Here is a 16,531-nt window from a genome sequence, read left to right as displayed (position 1 = left end):
ATCTTGAATCCCTTGAATCCCCACGCACAGGCGCGCGGCCGGCATCGGGACGCTCCCGAGTCTCGTTTCAACATGGAAAATCCTACATTTCCAGTGCTCAAGGGTGGCGCTCCGGAAAGCCGTGGCGCTCCGCCAGGGCCGCCAGCAACGCTTCGATGTCGTTGGCGAACCCGCCGTCCCAGACGAGGGCGGGCAGGTTCTGGTTCTCCTCGCCGATAGCTTCGACCACTGCCGCGCGCGGGCGCGGCCAGGCGACGCGGACGACGTCGATGTTCGCCGCGCGCTCGGGGAAGGTGGCGAGCAGGCCCTCCACGATCATGCATTCCTTGCAGTAGAAATGCCGCTCGCCGCCATGGGCCGGGTCGGCCCAGTCGGGATCGAGCAGGAAGAGCGTGTCGCGGCTCATTGGGCGGCGCAGCCGGTGGTGCGCTGCGACCAGGTGACGTTGAGCACCTTCCACGACCCGTTCTCGCGGATCAGGTCGAAATGGTTGGTGCCGCAATGATGTGCCTTGCCGTCGATCAGGAAGACGAAGGGCGCCCAGACCATGGCGATATCGCCATCGACTTCGATTGCGGGGGTGGAGATGCGCTCCTCGAGCTTCTCCGGGCCAGGCTTGATGCCGGCGGCGAACTCGGCCCAGCTCAGATGACGGATCGCGCGGCTGCCATCGGGCTTCTCGACCGCGACGGTGGCGCCGCCCTCGGGCCGCGTCTGGGCGAGGATCGCGGCACCGTCATGCGCGGCGAGCCCGGCGAACATCGCGTTGATCGGGGTCATCACCGCGGCAGCCTCGGCATCCTCATAGGGGAGTGGGTTGGCCGGGGGGAGCTTGGCGGTGGGGGTGACGGGGCCGGACTGCGCCAGCGCGGGGAGCGGGGCGAGGAGAGCGAAAGCAGCAACAATCACGGTCTTCAACATTTTTGTGTTCCTCACCGCTTGAAAGTCTTGAAACGAGCCGAGGCTATACCAAGAACAGATGTGGTACTCTCAGCAGGGGGATACGCATGCCACGGAAGTCGATTGGCGGGATCAAGCCGCTTCGCCCACTCAAGCCACTTGATAAGCTTCAGAATCTCAAACCTCTGCCGAAGCTTGGGCAATCGGAAGGTGTCAAAGGACACTATCGCCTCGATCCTAGGACAAACAAATACGTTTGGGTGAAGGCGCACTGGCGAAAACCATAGACATCACATCCGGAACACGCCGAACGCCGGACGCTCAGGGATCGGTGCGTTCAGCGTGGCCGCCAGCGCGATGCCGAGGACGTCGCGGGTCTGGGCTGGGTCGATGATGCCGTCGTCCCATAGCCGCGCGGTGGCGTGCCAGGGGTTGCCCTCGTCCTCATAGCGCTGGCGGATCGGGGCTTTGAACGCCTCGGCCTCTTCCGGAGTCCATTTGTCTGCGTCGCGGTGGACGGTGGCCAGCACGCTTGCCGCCTGCTCGCCACCCATCACCGAGATGCGGCTGTTGGGCCAGGTGAACAGGAAGCGGGGCGAGTATGCCCGGCCGCACATGCCGTAATTGCCGGCGCCGAAGCTGCCGCCGATCAGCACTGTGATCTTGGGCACGGTCGCGGTGGCGACCGCCGTCACAAGCTTTGCGCCATGTTTCGCAATGCCTTCCGCTTCGTACTTGCCGCCGACCATGAAGCCGGAGATGTTCTGGAGGAAGAGCAGCGGGATACGGCGCTGGCAGGCCAGCTCGATGAAATGCGCGCCCTTCTGCGCGCTCTCGCTGAACAGCACGCCGTTATTGGCGATGATGCCCACCGGCATGCCCCAGATATGCGCGAAGCCGCAGACCAGCGAGGTGCCGTATAGTGCTTTGAACTCGTGAAACTCGCTGCCATCGACGATGCGGGCGATCACCTCGTGCACGTCATAGGGCGCGCGAACATCCTCCGGGATGATGCCGTACAGCTCCTCGGGTGCATATTTCGGCGCGCGGGGATCGAGCAGGGCGAGATCGGGCGTGCGATCGGCGGGAAGGTGGCTGACGATGTCGCGGACGATGGTCAGCGCATGCTCGTCATTCTCGGCGAGATGATCGACCACGCCCGACTTGCGCGCGTGCAGATCGCCGCCGCCGAGATCCTCGGCGGTGATGACTTCGCCGGTGGCGGCCTTCACCAAGGGCGGGCCGGCAAGGAAGATCGTACCCTGAGCCCGGACGATCACCGTCTCGTCGGACATGGCGGGAACGTACGCGCCTCCGGCGGTGCAGCTGCCCATCACGCAGGCGATCTGCGGGATGCCCTTGGCCGACATGTTGGCCTGGTTGAAGAAGATGCGGCCGAAATGGTCGCGATCGGGGAAGACCTCGGCCTGGTGGGGCAGGTTGGCGCCGCCTGAATCGACCAGATAGATGCAGGGCAGGCGGTTCTGCTCGGCGATCTCCTGGGCGCGGAGATGCTTCTTCACCGTCATCGGGTAGTAGGTGCCGCCCTTCACCGTGGCGTCGTTGCAGACGATCATCACGGTGCGGCCGGAGACGCGGCCGATGCCGGCGATCATGCCGGCGCCGGGGACTTCGCCCTCGTACATGTCGCAGGCGGCGAGCTGGCCGATCTCGAGGAACGGCGCCCCCGGATCGAGCAGCCGCTCGACACGCTCGCGGGGCAGCAGCTTGCCGCGGGCGGTGTGGCGTTCGCGCGAAGCCGCGCTGCCGCCGAGCGCCGCCTGGGCGACATCGGCGCGGAGTTGATCGACCAAGGCGCGGTTATGCGCAGCGCGCGCGCGGAAGTCTTCCGCGTCCGCCGCAACCCTCGAATCGAGCACCGGGGCGCTCATAGATAGGGCATCCTTCCTGTCCTAGTTTTCCTCTCCCTACACCGCAGAAGCGGGCATGGGAAGGTGCTGGCGAAAAGCAAATCGCAGGAGTAGCACCCCTGCCATACAGCAATACAGGAGAGTCGCGTTGAAGACCCATATGCTCCTTGTCGCGGCGCTGCTCGCGACCACCGCCTGCACGCCGTCGGGCTCGGGCGCCGGCACCACCGCCGCGGCCGGCACCGGCGTCGGTGTCGACCTGGTCGGGCTCGACAAGCAGGTGAAGCCGGGCGACGATTTCGAGGAATATGCCAATGGCGGCTGGCGCGCGAAGACGGAGATCCCGGCGGACCGCACCGCGACCGGCATGTTCCTCGACGTGTTCAACAAGGCCGAGGCGAACAACAAGGCGATCATCGACGCGGCGCTGAAGGCCAATGCCGCGGCGGGCACTGACACGCGGCGGATCGCCGACTGGTACAACGCCTATGCCGACACGGCGGGCATCGAGGCGCGGGGGATTGCGCCGCTCAAGCCGGTGCTGGATGCGATCGCGGGGCTGAAGGACAAGAAGGCGCTCTCGGCGATGCTGGGCGGCAATGTCCGTGCCGATGTCGATCCGCTGAATGCCACGAATTTCCACACCGAGAATCTGTTCGGCCTGTGGGTGAGCCAGGCGCTCGACAAGCCCGACACCACGGTTCCCTATGTGCTGCAGGGCGGGCTGGGGCTCGAGGATCGCGACTATTATCTCTCGCAGACCGACGAGATGAAGAAGACGCGCGAGGGCTACAAGGCGTATCTGGTCAAGATCTTCACGCTTGCCGGCATGAGCGACCCGGCGGCGCGGGCCGGGCGGGTGTTCGACCTGGAGACCAAGATCGCCACCGCGCATACCGACCTGGTCGCCAGCCAGGACGTGCAGAAGGCCGACAATTGGTGGAAGAAGGCTGACTTCGCCGCCAAGGCGCCCGGGATCGACTGGGACGGCTTCTGGGCCGCCGCGGGGCTGGGCGGGCAGCAGGAGTTCATCGTCTGGCAGCCCGACACGACGGTGAAGCTGGCCAAGCTGGTCGAGAGCGAGCCGATCGAGGCGTGGCAGGACTGGCTTGCTTTCCACCAGATCAACCAGGTCACGTCGGTGCTGCCGGCAAAGTTCGACCAGGCGAGCTTCGACTTCTTCTCCAAGCAGCTGCGCGGCCAGCAGGCGATGCGCCCGCGCGACAAGCGCGCCATCGCCAGCGTGAACAACAATCTCGGCGACGCGGTCGGCCAGCTCTATGTGAAGGATTACTTCCCGGCTTCGTCGAAGACCGACATCCAGAACATGGTGGCGAACATCAAGGCGGCATTCGACAAGCGCGTCGCCGGGCTCAGCTGGATGGACGAAGCGACCAAGGCCGAGGCGCGCAAGAAGATCGAGACGATGCGCGTCGGCGTGGGCTATCCCGAGACGTGGCGGAGCTATTCCAGCCTCGATGTGAAGGCGGACGATCCGGTCGGAAACCTTATCCGCGCGGACAAGGCCGAGACCGCGCACCAGCTCGCCAAGATCGGCAAGCCGGTCGACAAGGGCGAGTGGTGGATGACGCCGCAGACCGTCAATGCGGTGAACCTGCCGTTGCAGAACGCGCTCAACTTCCCGGCGGCGATCCTGCAGGCGCCCTTCTACGACCCGAAGTCGGACGCGGCGGCGAACTATGGCTCGATCGGCGCCACCATCGGCCACGAGATCAGCCACAGCTTCGACAATACCGGATCGAGCTTCGACAGCGCGGGCAAGCTGCGCAACTGGTGGACGCCCGAGGACCTGAAGCACTTCCAGCAGGCCAGCGCGGCGCTGGCGGCGCAGTACAGCGCCTATGAGGTGCTGCCGGGGCTCTTCCTCAACGGCAAGCAGGTGCTGGCCGAGAACATCGCCGACGTGGCGGGGCTGACCGCGGCCTATGAGGCCTATCACGCTTCGTTGAAGGGCAAGGAAGCGCCGGTGATCAACGGGCTGACCGGCGACCAGCGCTTCTTCCTCGCCTTTGCGCAGAGCTGGCGCGAGAAGCAGCGCGACCAGGCGCTGCGCGCCGAAGTGGCGACCGACGCGCACGCGCCGGGCCGCTGGCGCGCCTTCACCGTGCGCAACCTCGATGCCTGGTATCCGGCGTTCAACGTCCAGCAGGGCGAGAAGCTGTACCTGGCGCCGGACAAGCGCGTGAAGATCTGGTAATACGGCTCAAGGAAAAATTCAGGGATCGGCTGTGTCCGGGCCCTGAATTGTTTCGAGAATGCACCGGAATGGAGTCCGAATACATATCGGGGCGCCGTCATTGATGGTAAGTTCGAGTCCTGTTCTGCGTATCTCCTTCGAATGGCAGAAAGGTCTCATGGCATGACTCAGGAAGTTCTCGACGCGACGCGGCCTGCGGGCAGCAGCCGGGTGATCAATTTCGACAGTGCGGAAGTGGTTCCGGGTATTGTTCCGGAGACGTTTTTCCTGGTGGTGCGCGGCGAGGCGCCGTGCCTCAACATGAGCGTGGCGCTGACGCCGCTCATCTATGTCAAATGTCCGGAATATTGGGGCATCGAAGTGGTCGGCACGCTGCCGGGCGGGTTCTGCCTGACGGCGATAAAGCCCTTCCTGCTGACCATCCCGCTTTCGGGCATCACCGGAAGCAAGGGCATCGAAGTGATCGGCGCCAGCAGGCAGGAGAAATTCGAGGTCGGGGGCGGCTGCTCCTGACCGGGTAACGGCTCGCAGGTGCTCTTGGCGTGGGCGAGGCGATCTCGTTCACGCCATTCGAGGCGGTGGAGGCGCGTGGCAGCCTCCACCATCGGCTTTGCGGGCGATCCCTTTCTTCCGGACGGGTTCCGGGGAAGCTCAGGCCGCGCCGATCAGCTCGCGCCCGATCAGCATGCGGCGGATCTCGTTGGTGCCGGCGCCGATGTCGAGCAGCTTGGCGTCGCGGGCGAAGCGCTCGACCGGCCAGTCCTTGGTATAGCCGGCGCCGCCCAGCGCCTGGATCGCCTCGAGCGAGACCTTCACGGCATTCTCCGAGGCGAGCAGGATCGCGCCGGCGGCGTCGAAGCGGGTGGTCCTGCCGGCATCGCAGCTCTTGGCGACGGCATAGACATAGGCACGCGCCGAGTTGAGGGCGACATACATGTCCGCCACCTTGGCCTGCATCAGCTGGAAATGGCCAATCGGCTGGCCGAACTGCTTGCGCTCACGCAGATAGGGCAGGACGACGTCGAGACAGGCCTGCATAATGCCGAGCTGGATGCCCGAGAGCACGGTGCGCTCATAATCCAGGCCAGACATCAGCACGCCGACGCCGCCGTTGAGCGGGCCCATGACGTTCTCTTCCGGCACTTCACAGTCGTTGAACACCAGTTCGGCGGTGGGCGATCCGCGCATGCCCATCTTGTCGATCTTCTGGCCGATCGAGAAGCCGGGCATGTCCTTCTCGATCAGGAAGGTGGTGATGCCGCGCGAGCCTTCGCCGGTCTTGGCGTAGACCACCAGCGTGTCGGCATAGGCCGCGTTGGTGATCCAGAACTTGGTGCCGTTGAGGACATAGCCGCGGTCGGTCTTCTCCGCGCGCAGCTTCATCGAGACGACGTCCGAGCCGGCGCCGGCCTCGGACATGGCGAGGCTGCCGACATGCTCGCCCGAGATCAGCTTGGGGAGATACTTGGCCTTCTGCTCGGGATTGGCCCAGCGGCGGATCTGGTTGATGCAGAGGTTGGAGTGGGCGCCATAGCTCAGGCCGATCGAGGCCGAGGCGCGGGCGACTTCCTCTTGCGCGACGACATGTTCGAGATAGCCCAGGCCCAGGCCGCCAAATTCTTCCTCGACGGTGATGCCGTGCAGGCCGAGCTCGCCCATCGCGGTCCACAGCTCGTCACGGGGGAACCAGTCCTCGGCGTCGATCCTCGCGGCGAGCGGCTCGATCCGCTCCTTGGCGAAGCGCTGCGTGGTCTCGCGGATCATGTCGGCGGTCTCGCCGAGACCGAAATCGAGCGTGGGTTCCATGGCCTCTCTCCGGATATGCGTGTCAGCAATGCTGACCTATTTTCCTGCCTTTTCCCCGATTTCACTCGGGGCGGCAAGAGGGGAGAGAGCAAGAGAGGAAATTCCCCCGGCGCGACCTCATGCCGGGGGAACCGGGGGAGAAATCAGGCCTCGACGCCGGCGAGGTCGAGTTCGTCTTCTTCCTGGAGCGCATGGCTGGTCGGCCAGATGCCGACCGAGCCCGGGATGCCGCTCACATCGATCCAGCTCCACTGCTTGTCGCCACCATAGAAGGTGATCGTGCGGCCCTGCGCCTTGATCTCGAGCTTGTTGCCGCTTGTGGTGTAGGGTGCCTGCTGCTGGCCGCCGAGGAAGCCGATCGTGCAGGTGCCCGAGGGGCTGAGATCGGGCATCGTGATGTCGATGTCGCCCTTGATCGGGTGGCCGAGCACCGAGGCATCGACCGTGAAGTTGGCATGCAGCGGCACGAGCGCATTGGCCTTGCCGGAGCCGATCTTGGGAAAGCGATTGAGATAGACGTCGAACGTCTCGCCCTGCTTGAGTGCGGAATTCACGAACTTGGTAAGGTCAGCCATGGTTCGCTCCTGTGGATTGGCAAGTATCGAAAGCGATATTCGCCGGGGAGCATTGGGCGCTTTCAAGATGAGTCGGTCAATAGAAAGCGCGATGACTTAGGATTCAACTTGGTCCGATCCGGATATGCCGACATTCACGCGGTAACGATCATCCCGTCTCGGACGGCGACCGGCCAGGGGCGCAGCTTTGCGCCGACGCACGGTCCGCCGACACAGGCGCCGTCCTCGATCCGGTAGAGCGCACCGTGCCAGCTGCACTGGATATGGCTGCCGTCCGGGGTGAGATAGTCGTCGAGCTTGTTGCAGAGCGGGAGCGCCATGTGCGCGCAGAGGTCGAGATAGCCGTGCACGGCCTCGCCCTGGCGGACGACGAAGCCATGGAACCGCCCCGCGCGCATTTCGAGGACGAAGTTGCGCGCCTTGCCGTCGGGGATGAGGTCGAGCGGGCCGAGGGTGACGTTGGACGGGGTCTCGGTGAGGCGTTCCATGCTCAAAATTCCTCCCCCAGCTTGCTGGGGGAGGGGGACCGCCGCCGAAGGCGGTGGTGGAGGGGCGCGGCGGGTACCGCCGCGTTCGCGGCGGTCCCTCCACCACTCGCTTCGCGAGCGGTCCCCCTCCCCGAGACGAGCTCGGTGAGGAATTTCATGGCAGCTGCGCCTTCGGGAAGCCCTTCCAGGCCGCGTCGTAATCGGGCTGGGCGCGGTCGAGGGCGTAGCGGGTCGGCTTGTAGGGCCAGCAGGTCTCGACCATGAATGCCATCGTGCCGGCGATCTTGTGCGGCTTCAGGTCCGCGTTCGAAGCGCCCTGCCAGCTCGTCACGTCGGGACCGTGGCCGGCCATGAGGTTGTGGAGCGACAGGCCGCCGGGGGCGAAGCCTTCGGCCTTGGCGTCATAGGCGCCAGTGATCAGGCCCATCGCTTCGGACATGATGTTGCGATGGAACCAGGGCGGGCGGAAAGTGTCCTCGGCGACCATCCAGCGCGGCGGGAAGATCACGAAGTCGGCATTGGCGCGGCCGGGCACGTCCGAGGGCGAGGTCAACACGGTGAAGATCGACGGGTCCGGATGGTCGAAGCTCACCGTGTTCATCGTGTTGAACCGCGCGAGATCATAGCGCCAGGGCGCGAGATTGCCGTGCCAGGCGACCACGTCGAGCGGGCTGTGGGGCAGGGTGGTGGTCCACAGGCTGCCAAGATGCTTCTGGATGACTTCGAAGGGCTCGTCGCGGTCCTCGAACCACGCCGCCGGCGTCTCGAAGTCTCGAGGATTGGCGAGGCCGTTGGCGCCGATCGGGCCGAGATCGGGCAGGCGGAACAGCGCGCCGTGGTTCTCGGCGACATAGCCGCGCGCCTCGCCCTCCGGCAGCAGCGCGCGGAAGCGGACGCCGCGCGGGACCAGCGCGACCTGGCCGGGCGCGATGTCGATGCGGCCGAGCTCGGTGAGCAGGGTCAGCCGGCCGGCCTGGGGGATGAAGAGCAATTCGCCGTCCGCATCGAAGAAGACGCGGGTCTCCATGTCCTTGTTGGCGGCGTAGACATGCACCGCCACGCCCTCGAGATCGGCGGGATCGCGATTGGCGAGCATGGTGGTCATGCCGTCGACCAGGTCGGTGCCGGGCGCGGGCGCCTCTATGGGATTCCAGCGGAGGCGATTGGGGGGCAGCGGATCACTGATCGTCCCGGGGGCGAAGTTCTTCGCGCCTTCGTAGCGCTTGAAGGGCGGATGCTCGGCAGTGGGGCGCAGGCGATAGAGCCAGGAGCGGCGGTTCTCATGGCGCGGCGCGGTGAAGGCGGTGCCGGAGAGCTGCTCGGCATAGAGGCCGAATGCGGGCTTCTGCGGCGAGTTGCGGCCGACGGGCAGTGCGCCGGGCACGGCCTCGGTGGAAACGTGATTGCCGAAGCCGGGGAAATAGTCGGTCATCGCATCCTCTCTATGCCCGTCTCTCTGATGGGCCGCACATAAAGTGTCAAATGATACTATCTGCTGCTGGGCAAGCTATCAGGGCAAGAACCTAAACTTTCTTGGGCTGCATCCGGCTAATTCCTACTTCTTTGGTGGGTTTAATTCCGGAGTCGCAACCAATGGCCACCACCAGCGCAGCCGCACCGCGGCGGTTCCAGCTACCCGGCTTCGGCGTGCAGGTCGCGATCGGCATGGCCGCAGGGCTTGCGCTGGGGCTGATCGCGCGGGCGATCGGCAGCGATGGCGAGACAGCGAACGGGCTCGCCCAGGCGCTGCAGACGGTCGGGCAGATCTTCGTGCAGCTCCTGAAGGTGCTGGTGCCGCCTTTGGTGTTCACGGCGATCGTCGCCTCGATCGCGGCGTTGCGTGACCTGAACAATGCGGCGCGGCTGGTCGTGCAGACCTTGCTGTGGTTCGCGATCACCGCGGCGATCGCGGTGGGGATCGGCATCACTTTGGGACTGGTGCTCCAGCCGGGGCATCACAGCGCCGTGGCAGCGGCCGCCGCGGCGGCGCCTTCGAGCACCGGCAGCTGGCTCGATTTCCTCAAGGGGCTGGTGCCGGCGAACTTCCTCGGCATCGCGGCCTCGACCAAGGTTACCGATGGCGGGGCGACCACGGGACTTTCGTTCAACGTCCTCCAGATCATCGTGCTGGCGGTCGCGATCGGCGCGGCGGCCGTGAAGGCGGGCGAGGCGGGGCATCGCTTCCTCGACTTCAACGCCTCGGCGCTCGCGGTCTTTCGGCTGCTGCTGCGCTGGGTGATCCGCCTGACCCCGATCGGCACCGCCGCGCTGATCGGCGACGCGGTGGTCCGCTATGGCTGGGAGTCGCTGGCGGCGCTCGGCACCTATGCCGGTGCGGTCTATCTCGGCCTGGGGCTGGTGCTGCTCGTCGTCTATCCGCTGCTGCTCGCCGCGCATGGGCTTAGCCCGCTGCGCTTCTTCGCCTCGGCCTGGCCGGCGATCCAGCTCGGCTTCGTCTCGCGTTCCTCGGTCGGCACGTTGCCGGTGACCGAGGACGTGACCGAGCGCGCGCTCGGCGTGCCGCGCGCCTATGCCGCCTTTGCGGTGCCGCTGGGCGCCACGACCAAGATGGATGGCTGCGCGGCGATCTATCCGGCGATCTCGGCGATCTTCGTCGCGCAATTCTACGGCATCCCGCTCGGCCTCGAGCATTATGCGCTGATTGCCTTCGTGTCGGTGCTCGGTTCGGCCGCGACCGCGGGGCTGACCGGCGCGATGGTGATGCTGACGCTCACCCTCTCGACGCTCGGACTGCCGCTCGACGGCGTGGGGCTGCTGCTGGCGATCGACCCGATCCTCGACATGGGCCGGACCGCGACCAATGTGGCGGGGCAGATGCTGGTGCCGGTGATCGTCGCCAAGCGCGAAGGCCTGCTCGACGAGGCGCGCTTTCGGGAAGGGGCGGGTGAGGCGCGCGGCGAACTCGCGCTGGCTTGACGGAATTTTGGTGGCCGGGTGGAGCGCCACGCTACGCAACTGGCAGCGCTCCCCCGGCTTCCTCTCCAAACTTTCCAGGGCCGCAAACGCGCGCCCGGCAAATCCGATCCCGGCCCTTTCGCCGGATCGTGTTTAAAAGGCGTTTAAGCGTCGACCTTGATCACGCCGCGGCGGATCTGGTCGAGCTCGATGGATTCGAACAGCGCCTGGAAGTTGCCGTTGCCGAAGCCTTCATTGCCCTTGCGCTGGATGATCTCGAAGAAGATCGGGCCGAACATGTTCTCGGTGAAGATCTGCAGCAGGATGCCCTCGTCGCCGACATTGCCGTCGATCAGGATGCGGTTCTTGCGCAGGCGCTCGAGGTCTTCGCCGTGCCCGGGGACGCGCTTGTCGACCAGCTCGTAATAGGTCTCGATCGTGTCCTGCAGGCGAACGCCGCGGGCGCGCAGGCGCTCGACCGTGTCGAAGATGTCCGGGGTTGTCAGCGCGAGGTGCTGGATGCCTTCGCCCTTATACTCGCGGATGAACTCCTCGATCTGGCTCTTGTCGTCCTGGCTCTCGTTGAGGGGGATGCGGATCGCCTTGTCGGGGGCGATCATCGCCTGGCTGAACAGGCCGGTGGCCTGGCCCTTGATGTCGAAATACTTCTGCTCCTCGAAGCCGAAGAGCGTCTTGTAGAACTCCGACCACACCCGCATCTGGCCGCGGCGGACATTGTGGGTGAGGTGGTCGAGCAGGTCGAGCCCGACATTGTTGGCAGCCTCGGCGGCTTCCCAGCCGTCGAACGCCGCCCAGTCGGCGTACAGGTCAGTACCGTCCTGGATGAAATAGAGATAGGAGCCGCCGATGCCCTGGATGACGGTGTCGTCCTCCTCGGTCGGCTTGGCGCCGTGCTCGAGCGCCCATTCCATCGCCTTGGCCGGATCGGCGACGCGGAAGGCCATCGCGCTGGCCGAGGGGCCGTGCTCGCCGCGGAAGGCGGCCACGCGGCCGGCCTCGTCGCGGTTGAGCATCAGGTTGATGCGGCCCTGCTTGTAGCGGGTGATGTTCTTGGTCGGATGCCGGTGCGTCGGCACGAAGCCGAGCATCTCGAACTGCTTCCCCATCGCCTCGGGATCGGGCGAGGTGAATTCGACGAACTCGAAGCCGTTGAGGCCCAGGGGATTGGTCGGGTCGGTCATGACGTGCGCTCCAGCTACAACGCCGGCGAGCTAGACCCTTGGGCAATTAGTGTCAATTGATACTAATTGACGGGGACGGCACCGAAACGGTTTGAGCCTTCGTTGACTCGTCCCGGAGGATGAGGAAGCTTGGCCGCATAAAAGGAAAGGGCGCGGGGGCAACACGCGCACCTCGGGGTCGATATAATCCATGGCCGGCGTCTCGTGCGGATTTCGCGCGCTGACGCCGCGCGCGCTTCGGAGAGGAAGCCATGCCCGTGCCGGAACCGACGCCTTCTCCGGCGCCCAAGCCCACGCCCAGCCCGTCGCCAACGCCGACCCCGACACCAACTCCGACACCGCCGCCCGGGCCCAAGCCGATTGTCGATCCCAAGACGCTGCCCGACAAGCCCGATCCGGCGGTGCAGGGCAAATCCTATCCGCTGACGATCCAGGCGGACAAGGATCCGGCGATCGTCGTCCATATCGTCTATTACAAGTCGACCACGCTGGCCGAGCTGCGCAAGCTGCTCGCGGGCGTCACCGAGCTCGACAAGTCGTTCAAGTTCGTCGTCAACAGCTCGGCGGTGCAGACCGAGGCGGAAGGCAAGCTGACCGCGATTCAGCTGCTCGGCGACGACGGGATCGCGCATGTCCACCAGGCGAGCCGCGGCACAGTGCCGGACCTGCCTGCGGGCTACAAGCTGCCCGATCTGGGCGACTTCACCAAGATCCAGGACCTGCTCGCCAAGAAGCTGAGCGACGGCACCGCCACCGCATCCACGGTGAACGACGTCTATGCCGCGCTCACCCCCGAGACCAAGGCGCGGGTGCTGGAGGTCAACAACGTCTTCAAGGGCGTGCTGCTGCGCAACGGCGAGATCAGCTGGAGCTATCGCGACGTGATCGACACGGGCGAGGCGCCGCACGTCGCTGTGCTCTCGCGCATGCCGCGCCAGAGCTATGTCAGCAACGACTTCGTCACCTCGAGCCGCACCGAGCGCGAGGTCCGCTCAGCGGTTGGCGGATCGCTCAGTATCGGCGGTGGCGGGGCAGGCTGGGGCGCCAGCGCTTCCGCATCGGGCGGCATGTCCGGCGGATCCAAGGCGATCGACGGCACCTTCTATTCCTATTGCGAGATATCGGTGCCCAAGCTCGAGGTGCGCCAGCTCCAGCAGCCGCGCCTCACCGCCGCCTGCATGAAGGAGCTGGAGAGCTTCGCCAAATTCTCCGGCCGCCGCTTCGAGGAGTTCGAGGCGCTGCGCAATTTCTTTGAGGATTGGGGTGCCTATCTCGCGCTGGAGACCGAGATCGGCGGCAAGCTCTACGTCCAGGACGAGAAGACCGTCCATTCGAAGGAAGAGCTGTCCAAATGGCAGCTCGAAGTGAAGGCGGCGGTGAAGGCGATGGCAGTGAACGTCGCCGCGTCCGCCTCGGCTTCGGGCGAGAAGAAGGAGCTGAAGGACGATCAGGAGCGCACCGCGCTGCTCCAGGCGATCGGCGGCGATCCCGGGCTGGTCACCGATCCGCCGAAATGGGCGGCGTCGCTCGGCGCCTGCCTGATGTGGCGGCCGGTGAAGGTCACCAATCTGGTGCCGCTCTACCGCTTCGCCAGCCTGGAGGCGCAGCGCGGCATCTTCGCCACGCTCTGGTGCTGGCAGCAGCTCTGGCGGTCCGAGCCGATGATGCTCGACTATGACCAGTATCTCTTCCCGCTCGCGCGCAGCTTCGCGCTGTTCGAGCTGAAATAGGGGGCGGCGATGGCCAAGGCGAAGCAAGTGAAGAAGGCCCCGGTCCGTCGGACCCGCGTGGCCGTCGCGCCCGAGCCGGCGCCCGAGCCAGCGGAGCTGGAAGGCGCACCGTTCGCGCCCGAGCCGAGCTGGGCGCCAGGCAAGCTGCTTAGCCCGGTGGACGCGGCAGCGCTGCGTTCGCCGGACGAAGCGGCGGAAATCGCCTTGCCGCGGGCGGCGCCGCGCCAGGTCCGGCCGACCGCGACGATACTGGGCGCGCAGCTCGGCAGCGAGCCGCTGCCGCGCGGACGGTTCGCGCCGCGCCGACCGGCGGTGCGCTCCGGCCCGCGTGCCGACGACATCTTCGCCGAGGTCGGCGGCGACCTCGCCCAATATCGCCTGGAGAACGGCACCACGATGCGCCGTATCCCGCCCTTCGAGGGCGGATTGCAGATGCGCTCCAGCCCCGTGCTGGTGCCCACCGGACCGCGCACCTTCAGCCTCTATTGCGTGGCGGGCTCGAACCGGATGCTGTGGGCGGGCCATTATCAGGAGGGTGATTCCGGCACGCCGGTGTTCGTGGGCAGCAAGGCAATGCTGGTGGAGGGCGGATGCCTGGGCGATCCGGTGCTGCTGCCGGGGCCGACGGGCCGCGCCGATGCAGTCGCCCGGCTCGCGGTGCGCATCACGGGTGGGGTGGTGATCTATGATGTGGGGAAGGATGGCAGCCTGAAGCCGACCTGCAGCGGCAATTTCGTTCTGCCGATCGGCGAAGTGCATGGCCGGATCGCCGGGCTCTGCGATCCGATCGCCAATGTCTTCGTGCCCCAGTCGCCGCTCAAGAACGGGTTCGTGAACACCGGCGACTCCAAATATGGCGAACGGCTGCTGCCGCCCGGGCCCGGCGAGCCCAATGGCGACATGTGCGTGATCAACACCACGGTGCCGAAGACGATCTTCCACCTGTTCGTGCCCTCGGGCCAGAAGACGCTCTATTTCCGCGGGACCGATACCTGGACCGTCGAGGAGATCCCCTTCCGGCTGGATGGCATGGCCGCCGAGCATGTGACGCCGACCCGCACGGTGGTGCTCGGCCGCATGGGTCAGCAGCTGTGCGGCTTCTCCTTCGACGTGGCGAGCGACGGCAAGGTGAAGCTCAACCTGGCCGCGCCGCCCTTCGGCCAGGCGATCACGGGCGATCCGGTGCTTTTCCGCGCCTATGCGCCCGACGGCGACGTGCATCTGGCGGCGATCGTCTATGCCGAGGTGAACAAGCTGCTCTACCTCTGGTACGACCATGGCGCAGACAGCTGGTCGCTGCTGCCGCCTTAGGTCCTTCCTGCTCCCCTCCCTGAAAGGGAGGGATCGGGGGTGGGTTGCGAGCGCAGCGAGCTTCTTCTTCCGGTGGCGAAAAAGAAAAGGCCGGGCATCGAGCCCGACCTTGTTCTAACCCACCCCTAGCCCCTCCCTTACAGGGAGGGGAACAAGGTTCCCCTCTACAGCCCTTCGCCGCCGACCCAGTGCGCGTTCGACAACCGCCGCGCCACGCTCCAGGTCTGGGTGCGGATGTCGGGCACCGCGACGATTTCCCAGAAGGCGCCGCGGGTCATCGGCCCGAGCGCGTAGAGCGTGCGGTTGGGGCCGCCCTTCGCGTTGATCGTCTGGCCCTGGTTGTCGACATCGATGCCGAGATGCGCGGCGTCCGGGCGGATCACCCCGCGGGCCGCCAGCTTCTGGAGCAGCGGCTCGTCGGTGCGGTTGAGGTCGCCCAGCGGGCCGGTGCAGTTGATGATGCGCTGGACCAGCATGGTCTCGGACGCCTCCGCACCGCGGCGGCGCAGCTTCACTTCGATGCCCGCGGGCGTCTCCTCGAAGCCGAGCGTCTTGCCGGCGATCACTTCGAGCTGGCCGCGCTCGATCACCGCCATCAGCCGGGCATAGACCTCGGGCGCCAGGCGGTGGCGGTGCACGTCCCACCAGGGGCGGAGGTGGCGCAGGAAGCGGCCGCGCTCGGCATCGCTGGCATTGCCCCACATCGCCTGGGTGAAGGGGCGCAGCTCGTCGACCGCGTTGCGCCAGCCGATCGCCTCGGCGCGCACGCGCACGGCCCGGAGCAGCTGCGAAGCGGTGGTGGCGGGGCGCTCGGCGAGCTTCTTCCAGTCGCTGCCCGGCGCATGGCTGCGCGGCAGCAGGCCGCGGCGGGAAAGGGCGACGATCTTGCCCTGGAAGCCGCGCGCATCGAGCAGCAGCACCACGTCGATCATCGTCAGGCCGGTGCCGATCACCAGCACGGTATCGTCGGGACCCAGGCCTTCCGGCACGCTGGCGTGCCAGGGATCGCCCTTGTAGCGGGAATCCGACAGCAGCTCGGGATCGAGGCCGGGCGGATCGTGGGGCGGCAGGTTGCCGACCGCGAGTACCGCGGCATCCGCCGCGATCGTTCGGCCCTTGAGGCGCACCGTCACGCCGTCCGCGAAGTCGAGATCCTCGACTTCGTCGCGCACCAGCGTCAGCCGGTCGGGATGGTCGAGCAGCGCAGCGTCGAGCAGCTCGCGCAGATATTCGCCATAGGTCACGCGCGGGATGAAGGCGGTGGCGGCATTCTCCACACCGCGCGCTTCGAGCCAGCGGACAAAGTGCGAGGGATCGTCCGGGAAGGCGCTCATGTTCGCGGCGCGGACGTTGAGCACATGGCTCGGATGCGCGGCGCCATAGGCGAGGCCGAGGCCGGCCACCGGTGCGCGCTCGATCAGCGTGGCGCGGGGGCCTTCGTGGCGGAGCAGGTTGATCGCCTGCAGCGTGCCCGAAAAGCCCGCGCCGATGATGGCGACGTGCTCGATCATGTA

The 16,531-nt window shown here is 66.3% G+C and carries 14 protein-coding genes; 5 read left to right on the top strand and 9 right to left on the bottom strand.

Annotated features, from left to right (window positions below; genetic code table 11):
- Positions 1-97 precede the first annotated feature (97 nt).
- The 3 genes from ACEN8G_RS10700 to ACEN8G_RS10690 all read right to left on the bottom strand — a co-directional run bounded on the left by ACEN8G_RS10700 (position 98) and on the right by ACEN8G_RS10690 (position 2,792).
- The gene (locus tag ACEN8G_RS10700; RefSeq protein ID WP_413419297.1) at positions 98-406 is read right to left on the bottom strand and encodes a DUF3088 family protein; all 309 of its coding nucleotides are present in this window, start codon (positions 404-406) and stop codon (positions 98-100) included.
- Positions 403-921 carry a hypothetical protein gene (locus tag ACEN8G_RS10695; protein ID WP_413740780.1) on the bottom strand — a complete coding sequence of 173 codons (519 nt, stop codon included), beginning with the start codon at positions 919-921 and terminating at the stop codon, positions 403-405. Before ACEN8G_RS10695 ends, ACEN8G_RS10700 begins: the two co-directional genes overlap by 4 nt.
- Before the next feature lie 269 nt (positions 922-1,190).
- Positions 1,191-2,792, bottom strand: coding sequence for a carboxyl transferase domain-containing protein (locus ACEN8G_RS10690; RefSeq protein WP_413418730.1), 1,602 nt, complete (start codon positions 2,790-2,792; stop codon positions 1,191-1,193).
- A gap of 127 nt (positions 2,793-2,919) precedes the next feature.
- On the opposite strand from ACEN8G_RS10690, the gene ACEN8G_RS10685 reads away from it, so the two are divergent.
- The gene (locus ACEN8G_RS10685; protein ID WP_413418732.1) at positions 2,920-4,989 is read left to right on the top strand and encodes a M13 family metallopeptidase; all 2,070 of its coding nucleotides are present in this window, start codon (positions 2,920-2,922) and stop codon (positions 4,987-4,989) included.
- A gap of 162 nt (positions 4,990-5,151) precedes the next feature.
- Positions 5,152-5,502, top strand: a complete 351-nt coding sequence (locus tag ACEN8G_RS10680; protein WP_413418734.1) for a hypothetical protein — start codon at positions 5,152-5,154, stop codon at positions 5,500-5,502.
- A gap of 138 nt (positions 5,503-5,640) precedes the next feature.
- Here the strand turns inward: ACEN8G_RS10680 and ACEN8G_RS10675 are convergent, their stop codons facing one another.
- The 4 genes from ACEN8G_RS10675 to hmgA all read right to left on the bottom strand — a co-directional run bounded on the left by ACEN8G_RS10675 (position 5,641) and on the right by hmgA (position 9,290).
- On the bottom strand, positions 5,641-6,795 hold the full coding sequence (locus ACEN8G_RS10675; RefSeq protein WP_413418736.1) for an isovaleryl-CoA dehydrogenase: 1,155 nt from the start codon (positions 6,793-6,795) through the stop codon (positions 5,641-5,643).
- A 143-nt stretch (positions 6,796-6,938) separates the two neighbouring features.
- The gene (locus ACEN8G_RS10670) at positions 6,939-7,370 is read right to left on the bottom strand and encodes a hypothetical protein (RefSeq protein WP_413418738.1); all 432 of its coding nucleotides are present in this window, start codon (positions 7,368-7,370) and stop codon (positions 6,939-6,941) included.
- 134 nt (positions 7,371-7,504) lie between these two features.
- Positions 7,505-7,858 (bottom strand): Rieske (2Fe-2S) protein, encoded by a 354-nt coding sequence (locus tag ACEN8G_RS10665; RefSeq protein ID WP_413418740.1) that lies wholly within the window; start codon positions 7,856-7,858, stop codon positions 7,505-7,507.
- Positions 7,859-8,012: 154 nt separating this feature from the next.
- Positions 8,013-9,290, bottom strand: coding sequence for a homogentisate 1,2-dioxygenase (hmgA, locus tag ACEN8G_RS10660; RefSeq protein ID WP_413417250.1), 1,278 nt, complete (start codon positions 9,288-9,290; stop codon positions 8,013-8,015).
- 161 nt (positions 9,291-9,451) lie between these two features.
- Here hmgA and ACEN8G_RS10655 point away from each other — a divergent pair, with 161 nt between their 5' ends.
- Complete coding sequence (locus ACEN8G_RS10655; RefSeq protein WP_413417252.1) at positions 9,452-10,795, top strand: dicarboxylate/amino acid:cation symporter; 1,344 nt, start codon at positions 9,452-9,454, stop codon at positions 10,793-10,795.
- Between the two features lie 143 nt (positions 10,796-10,938).
- On the opposite strand, the gene hppD is transcribed toward ACEN8G_RS10655, so the two are convergent.
- Positions 10,939-11,976 carry a 4-hydroxyphenylpyruvate dioxygenase gene (gene hppD / locus ACEN8G_RS10650; RefSeq protein WP_413417254.1) on the bottom strand — a complete coding sequence of 346 codons (1,038 nt, stop codon included), beginning with the start codon at positions 11,974-11,976 and terminating at the stop codon, positions 10,939-10,941.
- A gap of 251 nt (positions 11,977-12,227) precedes the next feature.
- Here hppD and ACEN8G_RS10645 point away from each other — a divergent pair, with 251 nt between their 5' ends.
- Both ACEN8G_RS10645 and ACEN8G_RS10640 read left to right on the top strand, forming a co-directional pair.
- Positions 12,228-13,706, top strand: coding sequence for a hypothetical protein (locus tag ACEN8G_RS10645; protein ID WP_413417256.1), 1,479 nt, complete (start codon positions 12,228-12,230; stop codon positions 13,704-13,706).
- Positions 13,707-13,715: 9 nt separating this feature from the next.
- Complete coding sequence (locus tag ACEN8G_RS10640; protein WP_413417258.1) at positions 13,716-15,017, top strand: hypothetical protein; 1,302 nt, start codon at positions 13,716-13,718, stop codon at positions 15,015-15,017.
- A gap of 164 nt (positions 15,018-15,181) precedes the next feature.
- Here ACEN8G_RS10640 and ACEN8G_RS10635 read toward each other — a convergent pair whose 3' ends face one another.
- Complete coding sequence (locus ACEN8G_RS10635) at positions 15,182-16,528, bottom strand: FAD/NAD(P)-binding protein (protein ID WP_413417260.1); 1,347 nt, start codon at positions 16,526-16,528, stop codon at positions 15,182-15,184.
- Positions 16,529-16,531 lie beyond the last annotated feature (3 nt).

This window comes from Sphingomonas sp. Sphisp66 (assembly GCF_047324325.1).
Lineage (GTDB): Bacteria > Pseudomonadota > Alphaproteobacteria > Sphingomonadales > Sphingomonadaceae > Sphingomonas.
Note: the sequence above shows the minus strand (reverse complement) of the source record. Positions and strands in the feature narration are given on the sequence as shown.

Coding starts and splice junctions, on each gene's coding strand:
- ACEN8G_RS10690 (WP_413418730.1), bottom strand. CDS start 2,792: ATGAGCGCCCCGGTGCTCGATTCGAGGGTTGCGGCGGACGCGGAAGAC.
- ACEN8G_RS10635 (WP_413417260.1), bottom strand. CDS start 16,528: ATGATCGAGCACGTCGCCATCATCGGCGCGGGCTTTTCGGGCACGCTG.
- hmgA (WP_413417250.1), bottom strand. CDS start 9,290: ATGACCGACTATTTCCCCGGCTTCGGCAATCACGTTTCCACCGAGGCC.
- ACEN8G_RS10700 (WP_413419297.1), bottom strand. CDS start 406: ATGAGCCGCGACACGCTCTTCCTGCTCGATCCCGACTGGGCCGACCCG.
- ACEN8G_RS10670 (WP_413418738.1), bottom strand. CDS start 7,370: ATGGCTGACCTTACCAAGTTCGTGAATTCCGCACTCAAGCAGGGCGAG.
- hppD (WP_413417254.1), bottom strand. CDS start 11,976: ATGACCGACCCGACCAATCCCCTGGGCCTCAACGGCTTCGAGTTCGTC.
- ACEN8G_RS10655 (WP_413417252.1), top strand. CDS start 9,452: ATGGCCACCACCAGCGCAGCCGCACCGCGGCGGTTCCAGCTACCCGGC.
- ACEN8G_RS10695 (WP_413740780.1), bottom strand. CDS start 921: ATGTTGAAGACCGTGATTGTTGCTGCTTTCGCTCTCCTCGCCCCGCTC.
- ACEN8G_RS10680 (WP_413418734.1), top strand. CDS start 5,152: ATGACTCAGGAAGTTCTCGACGCGACGCGGCCTGCGGGCAGCAGCCGG.
- ACEN8G_RS10645 (WP_413417256.1), top strand. CDS start 12,228: ATGCCCGTGCCGGAACCGACGCCTTCTCCGGCGCCCAAGCCCACGCCC.
- ACEN8G_RS10640 (WP_413417258.1), top strand. CDS start 13,716: ATGGCCAAGGCGAAGCAAGTGAAGAAGGCCCCGGTCCGTCGGACCCGC.
- ACEN8G_RS10665 (WP_413418740.1), bottom strand. CDS start 7,858: ATGGAACGCCTCACCGAGACCCCGTCCAACGTCACCCTCGGCCCGCTC.
- ACEN8G_RS10675 (WP_413418736.1), bottom strand. CDS start 6,795: ATGGAACCCACGCTCGATTTCGGTCTCGGCGAGACCGCCGACATGATC.